The following is a 19,435-nucleotide window of genomic DNA, read 5'->3' on the forward strand; positions in this document are numbered from 1 at the left end:
CTAAGTTTAGTCGTATACTTGCGCGCAATCACTAAATCTAGTGGTGGCGCGCGTTTTGTAGCCTTAAGGGTCTTCGGGCTCAGAGGCGTTCGTGGAAAACAGGAGGGCGGATATGTTCGAGATTCTCGACAAGGAACCGGTGGGTGCAGTGATCAAGGTGATCGGCGTCGGTGGAGCCGGCGGCAACGCGGTTGATCACATGATCCGTGAAGGTGTGAACGGCGTCGAATTCATCGCCGCCAACACCGACGGCATGGCACTCACCCGCAACCTCGCCCCGGTCAAGATCCAGCTCGGCAAGAACGGCCGCGGCGCCGGCGCCAAGCCGGAAGTGGGCCGCACCGCCGCCGAGGAATATCGCGAACACATCGCCGATCAGCTGCGCGGTGCCGAGATGGTGTTCATCACCGCCGGCATGGGCGGCGGCACTGGCACCGGCGCCGCCCCCATCGTCGCTGAAGTGGCGAAGGAGATGGGCATCCTGACCGTCGCCGTCGTCACCAAGCCCTTCGACTACGAAAACCGGATGCGCGCCGCTGAATCCGGCATCGACGAACTCGCCCGCCACGTCGACTCCCTCATCGTCGTGCTGAACGAGAAGCTGATGGAAGTCCTCGGTGAGGACGCCAGCCTGGAAGACGGTTTCAAGGCTGCCGACAACGTGCTGCGCAACGCCGTCGGCGGCATCGCCGAAATCATCAACATCCCGGGTCTGGTGAACGTCGACTTCCAGGACGTGCGCACGGTGATGGGTGAAATGGGCCGCGCGATGATGGGCTCGGCCGAAGCCGCCGGCATGGACCGCGCACGCATCGCTGCCGAACAGGCCGTCGCCAGCCCGCTGCTCGAAGGTGTCGAGCTGTCGGGCGCCCGCGGCGTGCTGGTCAACATCACCGCCAGCCGCTCGCTGAAGATGAAGGAAGTGAAGGACGCGATGGAAACGGTGCGTGCCTTCGCCGCCGAAGGCGCCCACGTCATCTTCGGCACGGTGTTCGACGATTCGATGGAAGACCGCCTGCGCGTGACCGTGGTTGCCACCGGCCTCGGCGCTCCGCGCGCGATGAGCAGCAAGCCGCCGATGACCATCATCCGCACCGGCACCGACGACGTCGCCATGCCGGCCGCCGCGATGGGCACCGACTACTCGCACCTCGACATCCCGGCCGTGATGCGCGGCCGTGGCGGTCGCACCGCATCGAGCGCGGTCGAAGCCATGCGCGCCAACGGCGTCGAAACGCTGGATATTCCGGCCTTCCTGCGCAAGCAGGCCGACTGATACCGGCTTTGCTGCACCCGTCCGGCCGCCCGGCCGGACGGATACGCCCTGTTACAGGGGCGTGACGCGGAGGTGAGGTAAACTTGAACTTTCGCTTTCAGCCGTACTGCCTGCGATGATCCGGCAACGTACCCTCCGTTCGATCGTCCGCGCCACCGGCGTCGGACTGCACTCCGGCCTCAAGGTCAATCTCGAACTGCGCCCCGCCCCGGCGGATACCGGCGTCGTGTTCCGTCGCGTCGACCTCGATCCGCCGGTCGAACTGCGAGCCGACCCGCACGCGGTCGGTGACACGCGTCTGGCCTCCTGCATCGGCCGCGAAGGCGCCACGATCTCGACGGTCGAGCACCTGATGTCGGCGCTTGCCGGCCTTGGCATCGACAATGTTTTCGTCGATGTCGACGCACCCGAACTGCCCATCATGGACGGCTCGGCTTCCACCTTCGTCTATCTGATCCAGCAGGCCGGCATCGTCGAGCAGGCAGCGGCGAAGAAGTTCGTCCGCGTGCTGCAGACCGTCGAGGTGAAGGACGGCGACAAGTGGGCGCGACTCGACCCGTACGAAGGTTTCAGCCTCGAATTCTCGATCGAATTCCGCCACCCGGCGATCGAACGCACCGGCACGCAGGTCAAGGTCGATTTCGCCCACCAGTCCTATATCGACGACGTCGCCCGGGCGCGCACCTTCGGCTTCATGCACGAAGTCGAATACCTGCGACAGAACGGTCTCGCCCAAGGCGGCAGCCTGGAAAACGCGATCGTGATGGACGAGTACCGCGTGCTCAACAGCGACGGCCTGCGTTACGCCGACGAATTCGTGAAGCACAAGGTGCTGGACGCCATCGGCGACCTGTACATCCTCGGTCACCCGCTGCTTGCCGCCTTCAGCGCACACAAGTCCGGCCACGCGCTGAACAACGCGCTGCTGCATGCGCTGCTGGCGCAGGAGGGTGCATGGGAGTGGGCGAGCTTCGACCAGCCGGCACAGACGCCGCCCGCGGTGTCGAACCAGTACCGTCCGCTGGTCGACGACGCCGGCTCGGCGCCCGCCTTCGCCTGAGCAACACGTGCTCATACTGCGCCTGATCGGCATCCTGCTGATCATCACCGTCGGCGCATCGTTTCTCGGCTATGTGCTGACGCGTGACCCGCGCTACCTTAATTTCGCCTGGACGCTGCTCCGCTACGCGGTCATTGCGACGCTGGGCATCCTCGCGCTGTTCCTGCTGGAACGTGTGATCATCCTTTAGCTTTGGCGCGCGCGACCAGCAGCTCCAGCGCACTGCGCAGCGGGCTCGACGGGTCGAGCGCCGCAGCCCCGGAAAGCAGCTCGCGACGCGCCGATTCGCTGACCGGCCGGGGCGAAACCGGGGCAGTAATCCGAGGCGGATCAAATGCTTGCACCTTCACCCTGACTTCGGTAACCTCGCCGCAACTTTCCTGCAGTGCCAGCCTTGCGCTGGGCAGCAACTGCTTCAGCCGGTGGGCAACAGCGCCAGAAGACGCGCTGACCACCACGACACCCTGCTTCACGTTCAGCACCCGACTGACCTGCGTCAGTTCGGTTGGCAGGAATTTTTCGTAGGCTCTCTGCACGCGGGCGATCTGTCTGACGTGCGACGCCAGATTTGCCAGCGAGTCCTGTGCATTGAGATGGTCGTGCAGGCGACGGGCAGACATAAGAAGACTTAGGGAGCGGATGTGCAGATTATTCTGGTTTCCGACCGCCTGACAACCGCCAAGGCCATCACCATCCGGCCGTGGCACCTCGCAGGCGCACTGTTCGCCTTCACGGTACTCGTTTTCATGCTCGCCTCGGCGTTCTCGTTCATCACGCTGAAGCACGCCAGCGAGTGGCGACTGCCGGTGATCGACGAACTGATTACCGCGGCGCGCAACGAGGAAATCCAGCGCAGCGAACAGTTCGTGCGCGAGAACCTGAACACGATGGCGGTCAAGCTCGGCCAGATGCAGGCGCAGCTGATACAGCTCGACACGCTGGGCACCCGCCTGGCCAAGCTCGCGGGCGTCAAGGCGCCCGAACCGGTCGTCAACAGCGCGCCCCCCGGTCGCGGCGGTCCGCTGATCAACGAGAACACGCTTTCTGCCGACGAACTGGAAGCGCAGATGAAGCAGTTCTCGGATCTGCTCGCGCAGCAGGACGACTACCTCGGCGTGATCGAATCGGAACTGCTGCTCGATCAGGCCACCCTGTCGCTGGTGCCCTCCACGCTGCCGGTCAACGGCGGCACCTGGAACGCCTCCGGTTTCGGCTGGCGCATCGACCCTTTCAACGGCTCGCGCGCAATGCACGAGGGCGTCGACTTCGTCGCCGAGGTGGGCACGCCCATCATCGCCGCTGCCGCAGGCGTCGTGACCACGGCCAGTTTCCACCCGCAGTACGGCAACATGGTCGAGATCGATCACGGCCGCGATCTGGTCACCCGCTACGCACACGCGAGCAAGCTTCTGGTCACGCCCGGTACCCTGGTGCGTCGTGGCCAGAAGATCGCCGAGGTCGGCAGCACCGGTCGCTCGACCGGCCCGCACCTGCACTTCGAAGTGCGCGTCAAGGACGTCGCGCAGAACCCCAACCGTTTCCTCGAACTGGCGCGCAAGGCGCTGCCCGCGAACGCGCGGCAGGCCTCGGTCGGTACCCACGCGCACTGAAACCCCGGGCGGGTCGGGCAGGCCTCCCGCGAGGCCGGGCCGGCGCCCTCGCCGTCACAGGGCTGCCGACGGGCACATGCTAGAATCGCCTTCTTTTCCGCCATCGGTTTGCCCGCGCCGGGCTTCTGTCTTCGATGATTGCATCCCTGTTCACCAAGCTGTTCGGCAGCCGCAACGATCGCCTGCTGAAGAAATACCGTCCGGTCATCGCCCGCATCAACGCACTGGAATCCGAACTGTCCGGATTGACTGACGAAGCCCTCACCGCCAAGACCGCCGAGTTCCGGCAGCGTCTGGCCGACGGGCAAACCCTCGACGACCTGCTGCCCGAAGCCTTCGCCGTGGTGCGCGAGGCGAGCAAGCGGGTGCACGGCATGCGCCACTTCGACGTGCAGCTGGTCGGCGGCATCATGCTGCACTCGGGCAAGATCGCCGAAATGCGCACCGGCGAAGGCAAGACGCTGACCGCGACCCTGCCGGTCTATCTGAATGCGCTGTCCGGCAAGGGCGTGCATGTGGTGACGGTGAACGACTACCTCGCCAGCCGCGATGCCGAACAGATGGGCAAGCTCTACGGCTTCCTCGGCATGACGACCGGCGTGAACCTCTCGCGCATGCCGCACGACCTGAAGCAGGCCGCCTACGCATCGGACATCACCTACGGCACGAACAACGAATTCGGCTTCGACTACCTGCGCGACAACATGGTGTATTCGCAGGGCGAGCGCGTGCAGCGCGGCCTGAACTTCGCCATCGTCGACGAGGTGGACTCCATCCTGATCGACGAGGCGCGCACGCCGCTCATCATTTCCGGTCAGGCCGACGATCACACCGACCTCTATGTGAAGCTCAACGCGGTCGCGCCGCTGCTGACCCGCTGCGAGGTCGAGGACGGCCCGGGCGACTACTGGGTCGACGAGAAGGCGCACACGGTGCTGCTGACCGAAGCCGGTCACGAGAACGCCGAAGAAATCCTGGTCCAGCACGGCCTGCTCGAAGCCGGCCGCAGCCTGTACGAGCCGGCCAACATCACGCTGGTGCACTTCCTCTACGCCAGCCTGCGCGCGCACAACCTGTATTTCCGCGACCAGCAGTACGTGGTGCAGAACGGCGAAATCATCATCGTTGACGAGTTCACCGGGCGCCTGATGCCGGGCCGTCGCTGGTCCGACGGCCTGCACCAGGCGGTCGAAGCGAAGGAAGGCGTGCAGATCCAGGCCGAGAACCAGACACTCGCCTCGATCACCTTCCAGAACTACTTCCGCATGTACGGCAAGCTGGCCGGCATGACCGGTACGGCCGATACCGAAGCCTACGAATTCCACCAGATCTACGGTCTGGAAACCGTCGTGATCCCGACCCACCGGCCGATGATCCGCAAGGACATGAACGACCTGGTGTATCGCACGGCCAAGGAAAAGTACGCGGCGGTGATCGCCGACATCAAGGACTGCCACGAACGCGGCCAGCCGGTGCTGGTCGGCACCACCTCGATCGAAAGCTCGGAGCTGCTGTCCGGTCTTCTGAACAAGGAAAAGCTGCCGCACCAGGTGCTGAATGCCAAGCAGCACGAGCGCGAGGCCGAGATCGTCGCCCAGGCCGGCCGGCCGGGCGTGATCACCATCGCCACCAATATGGCTGGTCGCGGTACCGACATCGTGCTCGGCGGAAATGTCGAGAAGCAGGTACAGGCGCTGGAACAGGACCAGAGCATGGGCGACGCCGACCGCGCCGCACGCGTCGAGAAGCTGCGCAGCGAATGGCAGTCGCTGCACGAACAGGTGATCGCCGCCGGCGGCCTGCACATCATCGGTACCGAACGCCACGAATCGCGCCGCATCGACAACCAGCTGCGCGGTCGCTCCGGCCGCCAGGGCGATCCGGGCTCGTCGCGCTTCTACCTGTCGCTGGAAGATCCGCTGATGCGCATCTTCGGCGGCGAACGACTGAACGCCATCATGCTGCGGCTGAAGATGCCGGAAGGCGAGGCGATCGAGCACGCGATGGTGAATCGTTCGCTCGAATCGGCGCAGCGCAAGGTCGAACAGCGCAACTTCGACATCCGCAAGCAGCTGCTCGAATACGACGACGTGTCGAACGACCAGCGCAAAGTCATCTACGAACAGCGCAACGCGCTGCTCGAAGCGGACAATATTTCGGAAACCATCGGCGCGATGCGCCACAGCGTGCTCGACGACACCTTCCGTCAGTACGTGCCGGCGGAAAGCGTCGAGGAGCAGTGGGATCTGGCCGGCGCCCAGGCCGCCTTCCTGTCCGAGTTCCGTATCGACGCGCCGTTCGCGGAATGGCTGGCGGCCGAGCCCAACCTCGCCGACGAAGACCTGCTCAAGCGCGCGCAGGACCTGTCGGACGAACAGTACGCGGTCAAGGTCGCGCTGGTCGGCGCCGATTCCTTCGGCCAGTTCGAACGCAACGTGATGCTGCAGAGCCTGGACAGCCACTGGCGCGAACACCTCGCCGCGCTCGACCACCTGCGCCAGGGCATCCATCTGCGCGGCTATGCGCAGAAGAACCCGAAGCAGGAATACAAGCGCGAAGCTTTCGAACTGTTCGAAAGCCTGCTCGACCAGGTGCGCGGCGAAGTCACCCGCGTGCTGATGAACGTCGAAATCCGCTCGCCGGAACAGATCGAGGAAAGCGAGCCGACCCCACCGCCGCTCGACAACATGCGTTTCACCCACGCCGACTTCGACCCGTCGATGGCCGGCGAAGGCGTGGACCCGCTGGCGCCGCCGGCCGGCAACAACGCGCCAGCGCAGCCGGCTGCCACGGGCCCCAAGGTCGGTCGCAACGACCCCTGCCCCTGCGGCTCGGGCAAGAAGTACAAGCAGTGCCACGGCCGCCTCGCCTGAGCCCGGTCAGGCAATGAAGGAGGCGGCCTGCGGGTCGCCTTTTTCTTTGCGGCAGCCGGCACTGCACGTGGAGATGATCCATCGCATGAAAACATCGCAACGCGCTCAGTCGATATCACCCTTCTTCGCGATGGAGATCGGCAAGCAGGCCGCCGCACTCGAAGCGCAGGGCCATCGCGTGATCAAGCTGAACATCGGCGAACCCGACTTCGGCGCGCCGCCAGCAGTCATCGGCGCGATGCGCGACATGATGGACGGGCGCCCCCTGCCCTATACCGCCGCGCTCGGCCTGCCCGAACTGCGACAGGCCATCGCCGGCTTCTACCGGCAGATGCACGGCGTCGACGTGCCCGCCTCGCGCATCGTCGTCACCGCCGGCGCCTCCGCCGCGCTGCTGCTGCTCACCGCAGCGCTGGTCGATCCGGGCGACGAAGTGATCGTCGGCGACCCGTCCTATCCCTGCAACCGGCAGTTCCTCGGCAGCTTCGGCGCACGCGTGAAGCTCGTCCCGACGACGGCCGCGACGCGCTACCAGCTCGACGCCGCGACCGTGCAGGCGAACTGGAGCGACGCCACCCGTGGGCTCATGCTGGCCACGCCGTCGAATCCGACCGGCACCGCAGTACCGCCGGCCGAGCTCGCGGCCATCTGCGACTGGGCGCGCCGCCACGATGCGTGGCGCATCATCGATGAAATCTATCTGAACCTGCAGGACGCCGACGCGCAGGGACGGCCGGCGCAGACCGTGCTGGCCAGCGACCCCGACGCCTGCGTCATCAACAGCTTTTCCAAGTACTTCGGCATGACCGGCTGGCGCCTCGGCTGGTGTGTGGTGCCGGAAAACATGGTGGCTGTGGTCGAACGGCTGGCGCAGAACTACTACATCTGCCCGCCGACGCCGGCACAGTTCGCCGCACTCGCCTGCTTCACGCCGGAATCGATCGCGGTCTGCGAGGCGCGCCGCAGTGAATTCGCGCAGCGTCGCGCGCAGGTGATCGCGGGTCTGGCCGACATCGGACTGCCGGTCGACGTGCCGCCAGACGGCGCCTTCTACGCCTGGTTCGACGTGCGCCACACCGGGCTCGACGCCTGGACCTTCTGCCAGCGCGCGCTGCAGGAGGCCCACGTTGCGCTGACGCCCGGACGCGACTTCAGCGAACTCGACCCGCAGCGCCACGTCCGCCTGTCCTGCGCCGCCTCGGCCGACGACCTGACGGAAGGGCTGTCACGCTTGGGCCGCTTCGTTAGTGGCCTGCGGTCGTGAAGGTGTGGCGCTCGCGGTAGCGGCTGGAACAAGAGCCAGCAGGGCCTTGTGGGAGGAGCGAGCTTGCTCGCGATTGCGACCTGTAACGAGGACCGCGGCTCGCACCGGCCCCGTCGCGGCCAAGGCCGCTCCCACAGAGATCGCGCCCAATTCCGCGGCCGGAGCTGGGGTTCTGTGGGAGGGGTCTTCTGACCCCGACAGCGACGATGAGCTGGGTGAGGCACCAGGCCCGAGGCTCCGTCGGAAGCAATGGCTGCCTCCCACAGAGGCCCCCCCCCGCTCAGCCCAGTGCCAAAGACTAAGAGAGCGAGCTTGCTCGCGATTGCGACCTGTAACGAGGACCTCGGCTCGCACCGGCCGCGTCGCGGCCAAGGCCGCTCCCACAGGGACCATGCCCGATCCGAGGCCGGAGCCGGGGTTCTGTGGGAGGGGTCTTCTGACCCCGACAGCGGCGGTGAGCTGCACGCGGCGCCGGGTCGAGGCGCCGTCGGCAGCAATGGCTGCCTCCCATAACAGATCCCTCGCGCGATCGTGTGCCGAAGACTGTGGGAGCGAGCTTGCTCGCGATGAAGTCTGCGCCCGTCGAGCGCGTTACCGTCGCTTCGCCGGCAGCGGCCTGAACTGACGGCTGTCGTCGAAATACGCAGGGTCGGTATTGGCGGGCGTCATGCCAGGCAGTCCGAGCACCGGAAGCGGCTTCAGGTCGCGCGGTGACTGCGGCCAGCGGCCGTCCGCAATCCGCGCTGCCAGCCAGTCGTCGAGCGTCTTCACATCGATCGGCGCCTCGTCGGCATGCAGGTAGAGCGCCTTCGCGCACAGGCCGAAATGCGGCGCCAGCGCCTTCTCCATCAGGGCGTGGCCGATCACGTGCAGCGTCGCGCGCTCGACCGAGCGCCGCCGCTCGAACAGCGCCTCGCGCCAGCGGTGCGAACGCAGCGCGTCGATCAGCGTTGCGTCGTCCGTCACCAGCACCAGCCCGTCCTCGTCGAACTGGGTCAGCGCGTCGCGCACCGGCCCGCGATCGCCGCCGGGGCGGTTGTCGATCTCGTTGCAGTGGCGCGCGTTCATCGCTCCCTTGATGCGCGGGTAGCGCAGCCAGACCAGCGCGTTGAACAGGTCATGCCAGTTCGCGTCCCGGGTGGCGACATGGCCGGTGGCAGCGACGCGGGCTTCGTAGCCGCCTTCCGCAGCGGCGTCCGCAGCGAAGGAGACGGGCAGGCCGCGCTCGGTCATCGGTCGCCCCACGTCGGCGGCGAGCCGGTCCAGTTCAGCGGCGGATGGAAGCTTGGCGCCGGGCAGGCGAGCCAGCAGGTGACGAACGCCTGCGTGCAGCGGCGCGCCGCCGACGCGCTCGGCCAGCGTAGCGCTCAGGAGCCGCTCGCCGCTCCGGCCTTGACCGGCACGAAGGTGAACTGCTCGTCCTTCTTGCGGAAGGTGCCGAGGGCGACCGGCTCTGTCGCCGGCTTCTCGACCACCGAGAACGCGCAGTCGGTGGTGTTCACCGCGTACCAGCGGCTGGAGCCCTGGCGCAGGATGTAGCGGTTGGGCTCGCCGCCGTCGAACACGGTGACGACGGCGGTATTGAGCCGCGCCGGCTTCATGTCGAAGCGGCGCTGGCAGGTAGGCATGCGCGACACGATCACCGCCAGTTCGTACTGGTCGCTCCAGAAATACGGCTTCTCGCGGTTGATGATCAGGGCGTGTTCCTTGCCCTCGATCATGAAGGCCGCGTTGTCGATTTCGCAGCCGGCGGCGAGCGCGGCCAGCGGCAGCAGAAGCAGGCGCAGGTGTCGTGTCATGGATGGGTTCACTCGATTCGCCAGGCCACGCGCTCACCCGCGCGCAGCGGCACCAGTACATCACCATCGGCAAATTCCTGGCTGGCCTTGACCTCCCACGACTCGCGGAGCAGCGTGATCTGCGACGTATTGCGCGGCAGGCCGTACCAGTCCGGACCGTTGAAGCTGGCAAACGCCTCCAGCCGGTCGAGCGCGCCGACGGCATCGAACGCTTCCGCGTACAGCTCGATGCCGGCGTGCGAGGTGTAGCAGCCGGCACAGCCGCAGGCGGCTTCCTTGGCGCCCTTGGCGTGCGGCGCCGAATCGGTGCCGAGGAAGAAGCGGCGATTGCCGGAGGTGACCGCGGCCACCAGCGCCTCGCGATGCACCTCGCGCTTCAACACCGGCAGGCAGTAATGATGCGGCCGCACGCCACCGGCGAAGATGGCGTTGCGGTTCATCAGCAGGTGATGGGCGGTGACGGTGGCGGCGATGTTGTCGCCGGCCGCGGCGACGAATTCCGCCGCGTCCTTCGTCGTGATGTGCTCGAACACCACGCGCAGCGCCGGGTGCCGTGCGAGCAGCGGACGCAGCACGCGCTCGATGAACACCGCCTCGCGGTCGAACACATCGACGTCGCCGTCGGTCACTTCGCCGTGGATCAGCAGCGGCAGGCCACGCTCGGCCATGCGCGCCAGCGCGGCATCGCAGCGCGCCACGTCTGTCACGCCGGAATCGGAATTGGTGGTGGCGCCCGCCGGGTAGAGCTTTACCGCCTTGACGAAGCCGCTGTCGCAGGCGCGGTTGATCTCGTCGGGCGAGGTGTTGTCGGTCAGGTAGAGCGTCATCAGCGGCTCGAAGGCCGGCAGACCCGGCGTGGCCGCGTGCGCGGCCAGGATGCGCTCACGATAGGCGCCGGCCAGCGCCACCGTGGTGACCGGCGGGCGCAGGTTCGGCATCACGATGGCGCGCGCGAAGCGGCGCGCGGTGTCCGGCAGCACCGCCATCAGGGCTGCGCCATCGCGCAGATGCAGGTGCCAGTCGTCGGGGCGGGTGAGGGTCAGTCGGTTCAAGAGCGTTCCAATCCAGTCAGCGAGACCCGCCGGCGCCACGCCGACGAGGTGTAGCGCACGATTATCCCGCATAGTCGCCCGCCGACCCAACCGCGACGGGTAGCCGGCACGGATCAGCCACGCCCGCAGCTGGATCAGTCCGCTTCGTCGTCCTGCGGCGCATCGACGGCGTGTGCCATCGCGTAGTCGTACAGCAGCTTGCGCGGTGCGCCGGTGATGGCCTGAGCCACTTTCACCGCGCGGCTGGGCGGTAGTTCGTCGAGCAGCAGGTCCAGCGTGCGGCGTGCGCCCTCGTCCAGCCCCTCTTCCGGCTGCGCGCCGGACAGCAGCAGCACGAATTCACCGCGCTGGTGGTTGGCGTCGGCCGCCAGCCAGGCCGGCGCCTCAGCGACCGGCAGGCGCACGATCTGTTCGAACAGCTTGGTCAGTTCGCGCGCGATCACCAGTTCGCGCTCCGGCTGCATCACCGCCGCGATGTCGGCCACGCATTCGACGATGCGATGCGGCGCCTCGTAGAACACCAGCGCGCAGTCCTGGTCGCGCAGCGACTCCAGCACCTTGCGGCGCGCCGCCGACTTGACCGGCAGGAAGCCGACGAAGCGGAACTGGGCGTCGAGCAGGCCGCTGGCCGACAGCGCCACCACGGCCGCACTCGGCCCGCTGATCGGCACCACGCGGAAACCCGCCTCCTGCACCGCGCGCACGACGCGCGCGCCCGGATCGGACACCGCCGGCGTGCCGGCATCCGACACCAGCGCCACGCGCTTGCCGTCGGCGAGCGCCGCGATCAAGCGCTCGGCGCCGCTGCGTTCGTTGTGCTCATGCACCGCGACGAGCTGCGCGCGCAGGCCGAGGTGACGCGCCAGACGCGACGTTTCGCGCGTGTCCTCACAGGCGATCAGGTCGGCCGCACGCAAGGCGCCGATGGCACGCGCCGACAGTTCGCCCAGATGACCGATGGGTGTGCCGACGACATACAATGCCGATGTCCTGAATTCAGATGGAGTGTCGTCGTGAGTGGAAACAGGAAGATCGGGCGTGTCCATCGGGCGGCGGAGTGCGGGCGGCCCGCCATTCTGAGCGTCGCTGCCGGTCGCCACAAGCATCCATGAGCACACGGGCGCAGCATGGCGCCGCCGCCGAACAGCTCGCGGCTCGCTTTCTCGAATCGAAGGGCCTGCGCGTGCTTGGCCGCAACCTCCGCTGGCGCGACGGCGAACTCGACCTGGTGTGCGAGCACGGCGACACGCTGGTATTCGTTGAGGTGCGCATGCGGCGCGACGGCCGCTTCGGTGGCGCCGCCGCCAGCGTCGGACCGGTCAAGCAGGCGCGGCTGATCCGCGCCGCACAGCACTGGCTGGCCGAACAGGGGCGACGCGCGCAGGCCCGCCCGGCGCGCTTCGACGTGATCGCGCTGTCGGCGCTCGACGCTGGCAGCATCGACTGGATACGCGATGCGTTCGGTCTGTAGCGCGCTGCTTGCGCTCGCCTGCCTCGGCGCACACGCTGACGGCCTGCGCCTGCTGGCGCAGCGTTCGCCGCTGGCCGGCGCGCAATACCACCGGCTGGCCGAGGTGTGGCCGCAGCTCACGGTGGGCGACGCGCTGACGCTGGAACGCGAGCCGGGCAACCGGCACGACGCCCGCGCAGTGCGCGTGCTGTGGCGCGGCATCATGATCGGCTACCTGCCGCGGGCCGCCAACTTCGAAGCGGCCGACGAAATGGACGCCGGCGCCCGGCTCACTGCGCGCATCGGCGCGCTTGCGCCCGACCCCGATCCGTGGAGGCGACTACGCGTCGACGTCTGGATCGAACTGGGCCACTGAGGGCCGTCGCCCCGGACTGAATTGCAAGCGCAGGTATCGGACTGCAAGAAGGCTTCACAAAGACGGCCTGCCGGGCCGATCTTGGTACACTCCGGCCACACTCAACGCTGCGAGCTCTCATGAATCTGGTTTCACGCATTTCCGAGCACTTCATCGACAGCGCGCAAACCAAGCTCTCGTCCACCGAAGTTCTCGCCGCGCCGATTGCCGACGCGGTCGAACTGATGGTGGAAAGCCTGATGGCCACCGGCAAGATACTCGCCTGTGGCAACGGTGGATCGGCGGCCGACGCACAGCACTTCGCCGCCGAGCTGGTCGGTCGTTACGAACGCGAGCGCCCCGAACTGGCCGCCATCGCGCTGACCGTGGACAGCTCCATCCTGACCGCCATCGCCAACGACTACAGCTTCGAACAGGTGTTCGCCAAACAGGTGCGGGCGCTCGGGCAGCCACAGGACGTGCTGCTGGCGATTTCGACCTCCGGCAATTCAGGCAACGTGATCGCCGCGATCGACGCGGCGCACGAACGCGAAATGCGCGTGGTCGCGCTGACCGGGCGCGGCGGTGGCCGCATCGCGGAACTGCTGACCGACCGTGACATCCACATCTGTGTGCCCGCCGAGCGCACGGCCCGCATACAGGAAGTGCATCTGCTCACCCTCCACTGCCTTTGCGACGGCATCGACTGCATGCTTCTAGGAACCGAATGATGATGACAACCCGCACGATTCCCTCCTTCACCCGCCCGCTGCTGCTGGCCGCCCTGATCGGCGTTGCGGTGCCCGTATTGCAGGGCTGCTTCCCGGTGGTCGCCGCCGGCGCCGGTACGGCCGTCATGTCGGCGCTGGACCGCCGTACCAGCGGCACCCAGGTCGAGGACGAAGGCATCGAACTGCGTGCCAGCAACCGCCTGCGCGAAAAGCTCGGCAGCCGCGCCAATGTCAGCGTCACCAGCTACAACCGCAACGTGCTGCTGACCGGCCAGGTCGCCGACGAAGCGACGCGCGCAGAAGCCGCCGCCATCGTCGGCGAGGTGCCGAACGTGCGCGGCGTCAGCAACGAAACCGAGATCGCCGGCGTGTCCTCGCTGACCCAGCGCTCGAACGACGCGCTGATCACCTCCAAGGTGAAGGCGCGCATCCTCGATTCGCAACGGGTCAAGGCCAACCACGTCAAGGTGGTGACCGAAATGAGCAAGGTCTATCTGATGGGCCTGCTGACCGAAACCGAAGCGAAGGCCGCAAAGGAAGTCACCGCCTCGACCTCCGGCGTGCGCAAGGTGGTGGCCATCTTCGAAATCGTCAGCCCGGAAGAGGCACGCCGCCTCGACGCCGCTGGCGGCAACAACAGCCCGAAGCAGTAAGCCGAGCCCGACCTATCCGGCGGCGAGACGTCGCCGGATGGCGCGCAGCACGCTGCCGATCAGCGGCAGCTTTTCGTATAGCTCCTGCGCCGCATCCCAGTAGTCACGATGTTCGGCCACCCGGCCCTGCGCGTCGAAGCGCAGCCGGGTCGCGCCGACGATGGCCTGCGCACGTCCACGCATGACGAAGTGCATGGTCCATTCCAGCCACGCGGCGTCGCCTTCGCTCATCGCCGAGTGAACTTCGAAGCGCGGCGCCTCGACCTGTTCGAACATGTGGCTGAAGATGCGCGCCACCGCGGCGCGACCGCGCACGTCGTTGAACGGATCGCGGAAGTGCGCGTCGTCGGCGTAGAGCGCGGCGAGCGTGTCGACGGTGGCAGGAGTCAACGTCTCGAAAGTCGAGATCAAGGTGCGCAGGCGCTCATCGACGGGCATTCGGACATCTCCATTTTTCTGGCGCTGGCGGGTGATCAACCGTCGAATCGCGAGCTCGCTCCGACAAAAGACCGAAGCCGCGGCCTGAGCCGGTGGTTTCGTGGGAGCGAGCTTGCTCGCGATAACAGCCTGCATCGAAGCAACACACCTGCAGAAGCGTCGCCGCCTCACCCGTGCGAGCGCGATTCCCAGATCTTCTGCAGCCGCTTGACCGAGACCGGCACCGGGGTGCGCAGTTCCTGCGCGAACAGGTTCACCCGCAGTTCTTCCAGCAGCCAGCGGAATTCATCGAGGAAGGGGTCGCTCACGCCTGCCCGCGCACGGGCGATGCGCTCGCGCTCCCACAGCGTGGCGAGCGAATTCCAGTCGGCCAGCGCGCGGGCGTCGCGCGCGGGATCGCTGCGCAGCTTGTCGATGCGCAGCGCGATCGCCTTCAGATAGCGCGGATAGTGGGTCAGCCGCTCGAAAGGCGTGCGCTCGATGAAGTGCTTGCCGACCAGCGCGTCGAGCTGGGCGCGCATGTCGGCGCCGGCATCGGGGTGAGCCTTCAGCGCGATCAGCTTCTTGTTCAGTGCCGTGTATTCGGTCAGCACGGCGCCCGCCAGCCGGCCGATTTCCTGCGCCACCAGCGATATGCGTGGCCGTGCCTCGTCGCGCCGGGTGGCGAAGGCGGCAGCGTCCTGCGGCCACGGCTCCATCATGCAGCAGCGTTCCAGCGTGGCGGCGACCAGCTGGGCACGCAGGTCGGCTTCGCTGCCCAGGTTCATGAACTGCATCGCCATGTCGCGCAGGCCGGGCAGGCTTTTCTCGATGAACTTGACCTGGTCGCGCAGTTCCAGCGCGAACAGCCGGCGCAGACCGCGGCGATGTACCTCGTGCGCCGCCTCCGGCGTGTCGAACACGCGCACGCTGACCGCGTCGCCGTCGTCCTGCAGCGCCGGAAAGCCGATCACCATGCGGCCGGCGACCTCGACTTCCATCAGTTCGGGCAGTTCGCCGAAAGCCCAGCTCGTGTACCGGCCCTCGCCCGCCGTCTGCGCGGCCGCAACCGCCTGAGGCGCCGGCTCGGTTCTGCCCTTCTTCGCGGCGGGCGCCGGCACCGGTGCCTTGGCGACGGCGTCGCGTGCGCCCAGGGCGGCCAGTGCGTCGGCCATGCTGCCGCGCGCGCTGGCCGCCCGCGTGTCCGCGGCGGGCGCGGGTGCGGGCGCAGCGGCCTTCGGCGGTGCGGCGACCGGTGCCGGCGATAAGGACGATGGCGACGCCGTCGGCAACGCGATGCGCGCCTGCTCGAAGCGGCGCGCGATCTCGTCCTTCAGCCGCGTGCGCAGTTCGGCCAGATTGCGCGACTGGCCGAGCACGCGGCCGTGCTCGTCGATCACGCGGATGTTCATGATCAGGTGCGCCGGCAGGTTCTCGGCGCGGATCGCGTCCGGCGGCAGCTTGAGGCTGACATACACCTCGATCGCGCGCGCCAGCACCTTCACCAGCGGCTCCGACTGGTCGTGCTGCTGGGCGAGGAAGTCGGCGACAAAGCCGCTGATCGGCTGGATGCGATGGCGCAGCTTGGGCGGAATGGTCTTGGCGAGCTGCACCACCTTTTCCTCGATCAGGCCGGGCACCAGCCAGTCCAGCCGCGCCGCCGGGATCTGGTTCAGCAACGTGAGCGGCACGGTCAGCGTCACGCCGTCGTCGGCCGCATTCGGCTCGTGCCGATATTCGAGTTTCAGGCGCTGGCCGAGCAGATCCATCTTCGCCGGGAAGCGTTCGCTGCTGACGCCGGCCGCCTCGTGCCGCATCAACTGTTCGCGCGTCAGATGCAGCAGCTTCGGGTTGTCGCGCTCGGCGTCGCGGCGCCAGCGCTCGAAGCTGCGCAGGTCGATCACGTCTGCCGGCACGATGGAATCGTAGAAGGCTTCGATCAGCGATTCGTCGACCAGCAGGTCCTGTCGGCGCTGCTTTTCCTCCAGCCGCTCGATCTGCGCGATCAGGTCGAGGTTGTGCTGCAGGAATTTCATCTGCTTCAAGGCGACGTCGCTGACGTCGCCATTGACCAGCGCCTCGCGGATCAGCAGTTCGCGCGCGAGCTTCGGGTCGGTCTTGCCGTACTGCACCGCGCGCTTGGCGTACAGCGTGATGCCGTGGATGACGCCGCGCTCCCAGGCCACCGTCTCGCCGCGGCTTTTCGACCAGTGCGGCTCGTAGGTCGAGCGGCGGATCAGGTGGGCGCCCACCTCTTCCACCCACTCGGGTTCGATGCGCGCAATGCAGCGCGCGAACAGCCGCGTCGTCTCGACCAGCTCGGCGCACATGATCCACTTGCCGCCCTTCTTCGCCAGCGCCGAGCCGGGGTGCGGCCAGAACTTGATGCCGCGCGCGCCCAGATAGGGCGGCTCGCCGGCGCGCGCGTCCTCGATGCGCAGGCCTAGGTTGCCGAGCAGGCCGGTCAGCAGCGCGCGGTGCAGCGCGTCGAAAGCCGCCGGCTGTTCGTTCTCGGGCCACTCGTGCTCGGCGCACAGCGTGTGCAGCTGGGTATGCACGTCGCGCCATTCGCGCATGCGCATCCAGTTCAGGAAGTTGGCGCGACACCACTCGCGCTGCTTGGCCTGCGACTGGTGATGCCACACCTCGTCGAAGGCCGCCCAGGCCTTCAGGTACCACAGGAATTCGCTGCGCTCGTCGGCGAACTTCGCGTGCGCCTGATCGGCCGTGCCGGCGCGTTCCTCGGGCCGGTCGCGCGGGTCCTGCACCGACAGACCGGCGGTGATGATGAGCACTTCCTTCAGCGCGCCGTGATTGCGCGCCCCCAGGATCATGCGCGCGACGCGCGGGTCCAGCGGCAGCTTGGCCAGTTCGCGGCCCAGCGTGGTGAGCGTGCGTTCCTCGTCCACCGCGCCCAGTTCCTGCAGCAGCTGGTAGCCGTCGGCGATCGCGCGCGGCGCCGGACGGTCGATGAAGGGAAATTCCTCGACGTCGGTCAGGCCCAGCGACTTCATGCGCAGGATGACGCCGGCCAGCGACGAACGCAGGATTTCCGGGTCGGTGTGCGCGGTGCGCTGCTTGAAATCGTCTTCGTCGTACAGCCTGAAGCAGACGCCGCTGGACACCCGGCCGCAGCGGCCGGCCCGCTGTTTCGCCGCCGACTGCGCGATCGGCTCGACCTGCAACTGTTCCACCTTGTTGCGGTAGCTGTAGCGCTTGACGCGCGCCAGCCCGGTATCGACCACGTAGCGGATGCCGGGCACCGTCAGCGAGGTTTCGGCGACGTTGGTGGAGAGGATGACGCGTCGGCCGTTCGAGCCCTGGAACACGCGCGCCTGCTCCTGCGCCGACTGGCGCGCGAACAGCGTCAGGATGTCCGGCTTCACGCCGGGCAGCCGCGTGTGATGCTTGCGCAGCGTTTCGGCGCACTCGCGGATTTCGCGCTCGCCCGGCATGAACACCAGCACGTCGCCCGGTCCGCACGAGAAGGCTTCGTCGACCGCGTCGGCCACCGCGTCGTAGAGGTCGCGCTCCTTGTTGGCGTCGAACGGCCGCCAGCGCATTTCGATCGGGTAGAGCCGGCCACTGACCTCGATCACCGGCGCCGGCTTGCCGTTTTGCGCGAAGTGGTTGGCGAAGCGCTCGGCGTCCAGCGTGGCCGAGGTGACGATCACCTTCAGGTCCGGGCGACGCGGCAGCAGCTGGCGCAGGTAGCCGAGCAGGAAGTCGATGTTCAGGCTGCGCTCGTGCGCCTCGTCGATGATGAGCGTGTCGTAGGCGGCCAGCCAGCGGTCGCGCTGCGTTTCGGCCAGCAGGATGCCGTCGGTCATCAGCTTGATGCGGCTGTCTTCCGACGTGCGGTCGGTGAAGCGGATGGCGAAACCGACCTCGCGCCCCAGCGGCACGTTCAGTTCCTTCGCCACGCGGTCGGCGGTGGCACGCGCGGCGATGCGTCGCGGCTGCGTGTGGCCGATCAGGCCGCGCGCGCCGCGACCCAGTTCCAGGCACAGCTTGGGCAGCTGCGTGGTCTTGCCGGAACCGGTCTCGCCGCACACGATGACCACCTGATGCGCCGCCAGCGCGGCCGCGATCTCGTCGCGCCGCGCCGACACCGGCAGCTCTTCCGGATACTCGACCTTGGGCGCCGATGCACGGCGCGCAGCCACGCGCGCCTGCGAAGCGGCGACGCGTTCAGCAATCTTCGCCGGCCACTTGTCCGGCGCGCGCATGGCCGGTGGCAGCTCGCGCAAGGCGCGCGAAATCGCCGCCGCGTCGCGGCTCATGCACTGTTCGAGCAGGGAATTCAGATCGGGGTACTGCACTTTCATCGGATCGGGCTGCGGTCTGCGTCGCGCAGAAAGGGCGCCATTGTCCGCGAAAGACGGCGCCGGCGCGAACCGCTCAGCCGCGCAGCAGCTGCCAGCCCCACCAGCCCAGCGCGGTCATCGCCAGCGAACCGAGCACGTGCGCCGCCACCGCGACCAGCGCCCAGCCGGTGTGGCCGCGCTCGAACAGCGCGAACACCTCGCCGGAAAAGCTTGAGAAGGTAGTCAGGCCGCCGAGGAATCCGGTGGTCACCAGCAGGCGCAGATGGGCCGGCAACTCGGGCATGGCCTGCAGCACTGCGAGGGCAACCCCCATCAGCAGTCCGCCGATCAGATTGGCCGCCAGCGTACCGAGCGGGAAGCCGGCGAACAGCGGGTTCAGCGCCAGCGACAGGCCCCAGCGCATCCATGCACCTAGCGCGGCGCCGGCACCGACGGCAATGAAGTTCTGCATGTCGCACTACCGGATGTGTTCGAGGCCTGAATTGTAGGGGCAGACCGGGCTTCGGCTCGCCTCCTGTGGGAGCGGCCTCTGCTGTCCGCAGGCTTCGATGCATGCCGTGTCGGGGT

General features: G+C 67.5%; 18 protein-coding genes. 10 read left to right on the forward strand and 8 right to left on the reverse strand.

Annotation, left to right across the window (positions count from 1 at the left end; all coding sequences use genetic code 11):
• Window positions 1-112: 112 nt before the first annotated feature.
• The 3 genes from ftsZ to METFAM1_RS0109120 all read left to right on the forward strand — a co-directional run bounded on the left by ftsZ (window position 113) and on the right by METFAM1_RS0109120 (window position 2,526).
• On the forward strand, window positions 113-1,276 hold the full coding sequence (ftsZ, locus tag METFAM1_RS0109110; protein ID WP_019919300.1) for a cell division protein FtsZ: 1,164 nt from the start codon (window positions 113-115) through the stop codon (window positions 1,274-1,276).
• A 115-nt stretch (window positions 1,277-1,391) separates the two neighbouring features.
• Complete coding sequence (gene lpxC, locus METFAM1_RS0109115) at window positions 1,392-2,336, forward strand: UDP-3-O-acyl-N-acetylglucosamine deacetylase (RefSeq protein WP_019919301.1); 945 nt, start codon at window positions 1,392-1,394, stop codon at window positions 2,334-2,336.
• A 7-nt stretch (window positions 2,337-2,343) separates the two neighbouring features.
• Complete coding sequence (locus METFAM1_RS0109120) at window positions 2,344-2,526, forward strand: hypothetical protein (protein ID WP_019919302.1); 183 nt, start codon at window positions 2,344-2,346, stop codon at window positions 2,524-2,526.
• On the opposite strand, the gene METFAM1_RS0109125 is transcribed toward METFAM1_RS0109120, so the two are convergent.
• Entirely contained in the window at window positions 2,516-2,956 is a 441-nt protein-coding gene (locus tag METFAM1_RS0109125) for a DciA family protein (RefSeq protein WP_019919303.1), read from the reverse strand. The genes METFAM1_RS0109120 and METFAM1_RS0109125 overlap by 11 nt on opposite strands.
• 21 nt (window positions 2,957-2,977) lie before the next feature.
• Here METFAM1_RS0109125 and METFAM1_RS0109130 point away from each other — a divergent pair, with 21 nt between their 5' ends.
• The 3 genes from METFAM1_RS0109130 to METFAM1_RS0109140 all read left to right on the forward strand — a co-directional run bounded on the left by METFAM1_RS0109130 (window position 2,978) and on the right by METFAM1_RS0109140 (window position 8,083).
• Window positions 2,978-3,946 carry a M23 family metallopeptidase gene (locus METFAM1_RS0109130; RefSeq protein ID WP_019919304.1) on the forward strand — a complete coding sequence of 323 codons (969 nt, stop codon included), beginning with the start codon at window positions 2,978-2,980 and terminating at the stop codon, window positions 3,944-3,946.
• Between the two features lie 134 nt (window positions 3,947-4,080).
• On the forward strand, window positions 4,081-6,819 hold the full coding sequence (gene secA / locus METFAM1_RS0109135) for a preprotein translocase subunit SecA (protein WP_019919305.1): 2,739 nt from the start codon (window positions 4,081-4,083) through the stop codon (window positions 6,817-6,819).
• 85 nt (window positions 6,820-6,904) lie between these two features.
• Window positions 6,905-8,083, forward strand: coding sequence for an aminotransferase class I/II-fold pyridoxal phosphate-dependent enzyme (locus tag METFAM1_RS0109140; protein WP_024300599.1), 1,179 nt, complete (start codon window positions 6,905-6,907; stop codon window positions 8,081-8,083).
• Between the two features lie 591 nt (window positions 8,084-8,674).
• On the opposite strand, the gene METFAM1_RS0109145 is transcribed toward METFAM1_RS0109140, so the two are convergent.
• From METFAM1_RS0109145 to rsmI, 4 genes are all read right to left on the reverse strand, one after another.
• Window positions 8,675-9,316 (reverse strand): DUF3025 domain-containing protein, encoded by a 642-nt coding sequence (locus METFAM1_RS0109145; protein ID WP_029644337.1) that lies wholly within the window; start codon window positions 9,314-9,316, stop codon window positions 8,675-8,677.
• A 134-nt stretch (window positions 9,317-9,450) separates the two neighbouring features.
• A complete protein-coding gene (locus METFAM1_RS0109150; RefSeq protein ID WP_019919308.1) occupies window positions 9,451-9,882 on the reverse strand; it encodes a hypothetical protein in 432 nt (143 codons plus the stop codon).
• Between the two features lie 8 nt (window positions 9,883-9,890).
• Window positions 9,891-10,934 (reverse strand): dihydroorotase, encoded by a 1,044-nt coding sequence (gene pyrC, locus METFAM1_RS0109155; protein WP_019919309.1) that lies wholly within the window; start codon window positions 10,932-10,934, stop codon window positions 9,891-9,893.
• Window positions 10,935-11,068: 134 nt separating this feature from the next.
• Window positions 11,069-11,914: a 16S rRNA (cytidine(1402)-2'-O)-methyltransferase gene (gene rsmI / locus METFAM1_RS0109160; protein WP_019919310.1), complete on the reverse strand. Its 846-nt coding sequence runs from the start codon at window positions 11,912-11,914 to the stop codon at window positions 11,069-11,071.
• A 128-nt stretch (window positions 11,915-12,042) separates the two neighbouring features.
• Here rsmI and METFAM1_RS0109165 point away from each other — a divergent pair, with 128 nt between their 5' ends.
• The 4 genes from METFAM1_RS0109165 to METFAM1_RS0109180 all read left to right on the forward strand — a co-directional run bounded on the left by METFAM1_RS0109165 (window position 12,043) and on the right by METFAM1_RS0109180 (window position 14,123).
• Window positions 12,043-12,405 (forward strand): YraN family protein, encoded by a 363-nt coding sequence (locus tag METFAM1_RS0109165; RefSeq protein ID WP_019919311.1) that lies wholly within the window; start codon window positions 12,043-12,045, stop codon window positions 12,403-12,405.
• Entirely contained in the window at window positions 12,389-12,760 is a 372-nt protein-coding gene (locus tag METFAM1_RS0109170; RefSeq protein WP_019919312.1) for an HIRAN domain-containing protein, read from the forward strand. Before METFAM1_RS0109165 ends, METFAM1_RS0109170 begins: the two co-directional genes overlap by 17 nt.
• Before the next feature lie 119 nt (window positions 12,761-12,879).
• The gene (locus METFAM1_RS0109175; protein WP_019919313.1) at window positions 12,880-13,470 is read left to right on the forward strand and encodes a phosphoheptose isomerase; all 591 of its coding nucleotides are present in this window, start codon (window positions 12,880-12,882) and stop codon (window positions 13,468-13,470) included.
• A complete protein-coding gene (locus METFAM1_RS0109180) occupies window positions 13,470-14,123 on the forward strand; it encodes a BON domain-containing protein (protein WP_027491046.1) in 654 nt (217 codons plus the stop codon). The genes METFAM1_RS0109175 and METFAM1_RS0109180 overlap by 1 nt, the downstream gene beginning before the upstream one ends.
• Window positions 14,124-14,135: 12 nt before the next feature.
• Here METFAM1_RS0109180 and METFAM1_RS0109185 read toward each other — a convergent pair whose 3' ends face one another.
• From METFAM1_RS0109185 to crcB, 3 genes are all read right to left on the reverse strand, one after another.
• The gene (locus tag METFAM1_RS0109185) at window positions 14,136-14,561 is read right to left on the reverse strand and encodes a nuclear transport factor 2 family protein (protein ID WP_019919315.1); all 426 of its coding nucleotides are present in this window, start codon (window positions 14,559-14,561) and stop codon (window positions 14,136-14,138) included.
• Window positions 14,562-14,728: 167 nt separating this feature from the next.
• Window positions 14,729-18,868, reverse strand: a complete 4,140-nt coding sequence (gene hrpA / locus METFAM1_RS0109190) for an ATP-dependent RNA helicase HrpA (protein WP_024300600.1) — start codon at window positions 18,866-18,868, stop codon at window positions 14,729-14,731.
• 73 nt (window positions 18,869-18,941) lie between these two features.
• Entirely contained in the window at window positions 18,942-19,319 is a 378-nt protein-coding gene (gene crcB, locus METFAM1_RS0109195; protein ID WP_019919316.1) for a fluoride efflux transporter CrcB, read from the reverse strand.
• Window positions 19,320-19,435: the final 116 nt, after the last annotated feature.

This window comes from Methyloversatilis discipulorum (genome assembly GCF_000527135.1).
GTDB lineage: Bacteria > Pseudomonadota > Gammaproteobacteria > Burkholderiales > Rhodocyclaceae > Methyloversatilis > Methyloversatilis discipulorum.